This window comes from Polaromonas sp. P1_E1_2, assembly GCF_056406035.1.
The window spans coordinates 1-4,908 of record NZ_JBFUAZ010000302.1; the positions used below are offsets into that span (position 1 = coordinate 1).

General features: G+C 64.1%; 2 protein-coding genes. One reads left to right on the forward strand and one right to left on the reverse strand.

The genetic code is table 11. The features are described from left to right. On the reverse strand, positions 1-2,380 hold a 2,380-nt coding region (glnE, locus tag AC1D1P_RS14185), incomplete at its 3' end, for a bifunctional [glutamate--ammonia ligase]-adenylyl-L-tyrosine phosphorylase/[glutamate--ammonia-ligase] adenylyltransferase (RefSeq protein ID WP_477673431.1). 73 nt (positions 2,381-2,453) lie between these two features. Here glnE and AC1D1P_RS14190 point away from each other — a divergent pair. Then, a partial coding sequence (locus tag AC1D1P_RS14190; protein ID WP_477673432.1) for a YhdP family phospholipid transporter occupies positions 2,454-4,908 on the forward strand: 2,455 nt, incomplete at its 3' end.

The window sequence follows — 4,908 nt, forward strand, 5'->3', positions numbered from 1 at the left end:
GCGCAACGATGTCGCGCGGAGCGGTGATGACGGTCTGCCGGACTTCGTCAAACCGCAGGCGCAGCGACTCGTCACCCAACACGAAGCGCGCACGTGTCATGGCCTGGTGTTCCCAGGTCCAGGCGGTATTGCTGCCGCGCTGCTGCTGGTAGCGGGTATAGGCCTCAAAACTGGTGACCAGCAAGCCTGAATTGCCGTTGGGGCGCAAAGCGGTATCGATTTCAAACAGGTCGCCTTCGCCGGTCTTGATGGACAACCAGTTGATCAGCTTGCGCACAAATGCCGCATAGACTTCGGGGGCCCGCTCGTCATCGTCCTCATAGACGAACACGATGTCGAGATCGCTGCCGTAACCCAGTTCTTTGCCGCCCAGTTTGCCGTAGGCAATGATGGCGAACTGCGGTGTTTCACGGTGCCGGTTCTTCAGGCGCTGCCAGCACCAGTCGGTGGTGATGCTCAGCACCGCTTCGGCGAGAGCCGTCAGATCATCGGCCACCTGCTCGACGGTGAGTACGTCTTCCAGATCGCGCGCCAGGGTGCGGAACACTTCCGCATGATGGGCGCGGCGCAGCAGGTTCAGGCAGGTTTCCTCGTCGTCCTCGCCGGTGCTCCTGAGCGCGGCCAGGCGCTGTTGCAGGTCCCGCGCGAAGGCCGTGCCGTCAAAGCGTTCCTTGAGCAGCTCGTCGCTGGCCAGTTCATCAATGACGCCGGGGTGCTGTAGCAGGTAGCGCGCGGGCCATTTGGCGGCCCCCAGCAGGCGCAGCAGGCGCTCATGCACCGCGGGCCGTTCCAGCAGCAGCGCCAGGTAGCTCTCCCGCCTCAGGAGCGGCTCTATCCAGTCGATGATGCGCACAGCCGCTTCCTCGGTGACCGTGCCTTCCGCCAGCCAGGCGGCGGTGCGCTGCACCAGCCGCGCCAGGCGGGCGCGGGAATCTTCGCGCAGGGCCAGCACCCTGGGGTGCTGGCGCCACAGCGCCAGGCGGGCGCGAAACTGTTCCGGCCATTGTTCCGACAATTGCTCCAGCACGTCTTCGAGCTGCTGCGGCGCCGCCTTGGCCGTTTTGCCGCAGCCTTTGCAGTCGGGCTTGCCGCCCAGCAGTTTGTCGAATTCCCCGGCCACCAGCTCCCGGTGGGTGTCGAGTTCGCTGAGGAAGAAGCAGCAATTGCTGTAGCCCAGCGTTTCTGCGATCCACGCCAGGTCGTCATCACGCGTGGGCAGGACATGGGTCTGCTGGTCATCGAGGTACTGGATGCGATGCTCCACGCGGCGAAGAAAATCATAGGCGCGTGCCAGCGCATCGGCGGTTTCCTGCAGCATCAGGCCCGCGCGTGCCACGCGCTGCAAGGCGTCGACCGTGGGACGGGTACGCAGCTCGGGAAACTGTCCGCCGCGCACCACCTGGAGCAATTGCACGGTGAATTCAATTTCGCGAATGCCGCCGCGCGACATCTTCACGTCGTTGGCCCGCTCCGGGTGGCCGGCGCAGCGCTTGGCGGCATGCTCGCGGATTTGCCGGTGCAAGGTGCGCAGCGCATCGAAGACGTTGTAGTCAAGGTAGCGCCTGAACACGAAGGGCAGCACGGAGCCGCGCAGGGCCTGCGCCGAGCCGTCCTGCACGCATTCAAGCGGCGCCACCACCCGGCTCTTGAGCCAGGCAAAGCGTTCCCATTCACGACCCTGTGCCTGGAAATACTCCTCAAGCGCGCTCAGTGAAGTGGCCGCCGGCCCGGAGCTTCCGTTGGGCCGGAGCGCCAGGTCCACCCGAAACACAAAACCATGCTCCGTGGCATCACCAATCAGGCTGAAGACGGCTTTGACCTGGTGCGCGAAGTACTCGTGGTTGGATATCTGCCCGCGGCCATCGCTGCGCCCCCGGGTTTCGCCGTCGTGGTCGTAGACATAGATGAGGTCGATGTCGCTGGAAACGTTGAGTTCACGCGCACCCAGCTTGCCCATGCCCACAACCCACATCCGGGCACGCTCCCCGTCGGGGCCTTGCGGTGCGCCATGCAGCCCGTCAAGTTCGGCTCCCGACTCGCGCATGGCGACATCCAGGGCCAGCTCGGCCAGCTCGGTCATGGCGCAGGTCACTACGGCAAGCGGGGCCTGGCTTTCGAGGGCGCCGTCACAGTCGAGCACCACCAGCCTTTCCATGACCAGCTGGCGAAGCACCCGAAGCGCCGCGCCTGTCGCCATGCCCTGCGCCAGCAGCGCGTCCAGCGCGACCTGCATGGCGGCGCGCACGGGGGCGCCCGCAGGCAGGAGGAGGAGTTGATCAGCGTAGCGGCGGCGGATGCGCTGAACGAACCGTGAATAGTCCGACGCGGCCGGCCCAGCGGCGAGTAAGGTATCAGGGCAGGCGGTTTGAGCGACGGTCATCACACTACTTCACAAAACTTCATGGTTCACTGCCGGGCGAACGCTGGCCCCGGCGGTCATAATTCTCATGTCAATGGAGCCAACGATCCCCAGCCTGCCTACCCCGCCGCCGCAACGACTGCGATGGCTTGCTCTTACCCTGCGCGTGTTGCTGTGGCTTGTTGCCACGGCCTGGGTGCTCTTTGGCCTGACCTGGTTCGTGCTGCATGGCTGGATTGTGCCGCGAATCGGGGAGTTTCGTCCGCGCCTGGAAATAGAGGCCAGCAAGGCTTTGGGGGTGCCTGTTCGCATTGGTGGAATCACCGCACATTCCCAAGGGATGATTCCGTCGTTCGAGTTGCGCGACGTGACCCTGCTCGACGCCCAGGGGCGCGAGGCCCTGCGGCTGCCGGTGATTCTCGGCGCCCTGTCCGCCTCTTCGATCTGGGGGTTGGGCTTCGAGCAGCTTTACATCGACAAGCCCGAGCTGGACATACGGCGAACCGCTGACGGAAAGATCTATGTCGGCGGCCTCGATGTTTCGCAGGACCGGGCGGCCGGCGAGAGCGCCGCTGCCGACTGGTTCTTCTCGCAGACCGAGTTTGTCATGCGAGGCGGCACCGTGCGCTGGACAGATGAAATGAATCCGGCACCACCCCTGGCGTTGACGCAGGTTGACTGGGTGATGCGCAATACGCGGCGGCGCCACCTCATGCGCCTGGATGCCACACCCCCTGCAGAATGGGGTGACCGTTTCACTGTCAGGGGCATATTCCGCCAATCGCTGCTGTCAAGCAGCGCCGGTGATTTTGATGCCTGGACAGGCCAGCTATTTGCCGGGTTCGACCGGGTGGATGCGTCCCGCATCAAACCGTACCTCAACCTGGACGCACTGGGCATTGAGCTGACACGCGGGAATGGCGCGCTTCGCGCTTGGGCAGATATTTCCCAGGGCCGGGTGACTGGCGGCACGGCCGATGTGGCGTTGCAGGATGTAGACGCCCGTCTGGGTGCCAAGCTGCAGCCTTTGGCCTTTGATTTTGTCGCCGGGCGTGTGGGTGGCGGTCAGCGTACCAATGGTTTTGATTTCAATACCGAAGGCCTGCGCTTTCGTACCCGCGACGGCCTGCAGTGGCCAGGCGGCAACGTGGCGCTGGTGCACACAGGGGACGAGGCCGGCGTTGCGCAGCACACCGAACTCAAGGCAGACAAGCTCGATCTTGCAGCGCTCGCACAGATTGCCAATCGCCTGCCGCTTGATGCTCCCGTCCATGGGCTGATCGCTTCATTTGCCCCGAAGGGACTGGTCGAAAGCGTTGAGGCTCGCTGGCAGGGACCGCTGGATGCCCCTGCCGCCTACGCCGCAAAAGGACGCGTCGCCGGGCTGAGTATTGCTGCCCTGCCCGCACCGCCCAGCCCAGCGTCAGTGCATCCCAAGCCTGGCAGGCCGGGAATCAGCGGCGCCACCATTGACTTTGACCTGACGCAAGCGGGTGGACGGGCCGGGGTCAAGATACTCAACGGCTCGCTCGACCTGCCGGGCGTGTTTGAGGATTCGCTGGTGCCGTTTGACCAGCTTTCCGCCGAGACGCAATGGAAGTTTGCGGGCCGGAAAATCGAAGCGCAGCTGAACAACCTGCGATTTGCCAATGCCGACGCGCAGGGAGAAGCGCAAGCCGCATGGCATACCGACGATGTGGTTTCCGGCAAGCCGCCTGCCGGAGATGCAGCAGATCCCCGATTCCCGGGTGTGCTGGATCTGCAGGGCGTTTTGAGCCGCGGTGATGGCGAGCGGGTACACCGTTATTTGCCGCTGGTATTGCCGGACCGGGTGCGCCACTATGTGCGTGACGCGGTCGTGCAAGGCCAGGTCAGCGACGTGAAGTTCAAGGTCAAGGGACCGCTGGCGCAATTGCCTTTCACCAACCCGGCGCAAGGGGACTTCCGGGTGACCGCCAAGGTGCGGAATGGGCACTATGCCTATGTGCCCAAATCCATACAGCCGGCCGGAGCGGCGGGGTGGCCGGCCTTGACTGAACTCAACGGCGAACTGGTGTTTAACCATGCGGCACTTGAGGTCAACGACGTCACCGGCAAGGTCAATGGCCTGCCGGGTTTGCAGCTGGTCAAGGGTAATGCACGTATCCCTGACMTGACCCATGACACCACTGTCGAGGTGAACACACACCTCAAGGGGCCGCTTGCTGATGCGCTGGGGTTCGTCAACCAGTCCCCGGTTGCCRGCATGACCAATCATGTGCTGGCCAAGGCGGTTGCGGCCGGAACGGGCGAATACCGGTTCCGGCTGGACTTGCCTATCCACACGATCGATAAATCCCGGGTGGAAGGAACCGTCACTCTGCCCGGCAATGACCTGCAATTTGGCCTGGATACCCCAGCGCTGACAAAACTCAAGGGCGTTGTGACCGTGAGCGAACGCGGTTTCACCGTGACAGGCGCCCAGGCACGGCTGCTTGGCGGCGACGTCCGTTTTGACGGTGGCACGCGGGTGCAGGCGCGATCGCCCGGCAATGCAGAGCCGGAAAGCC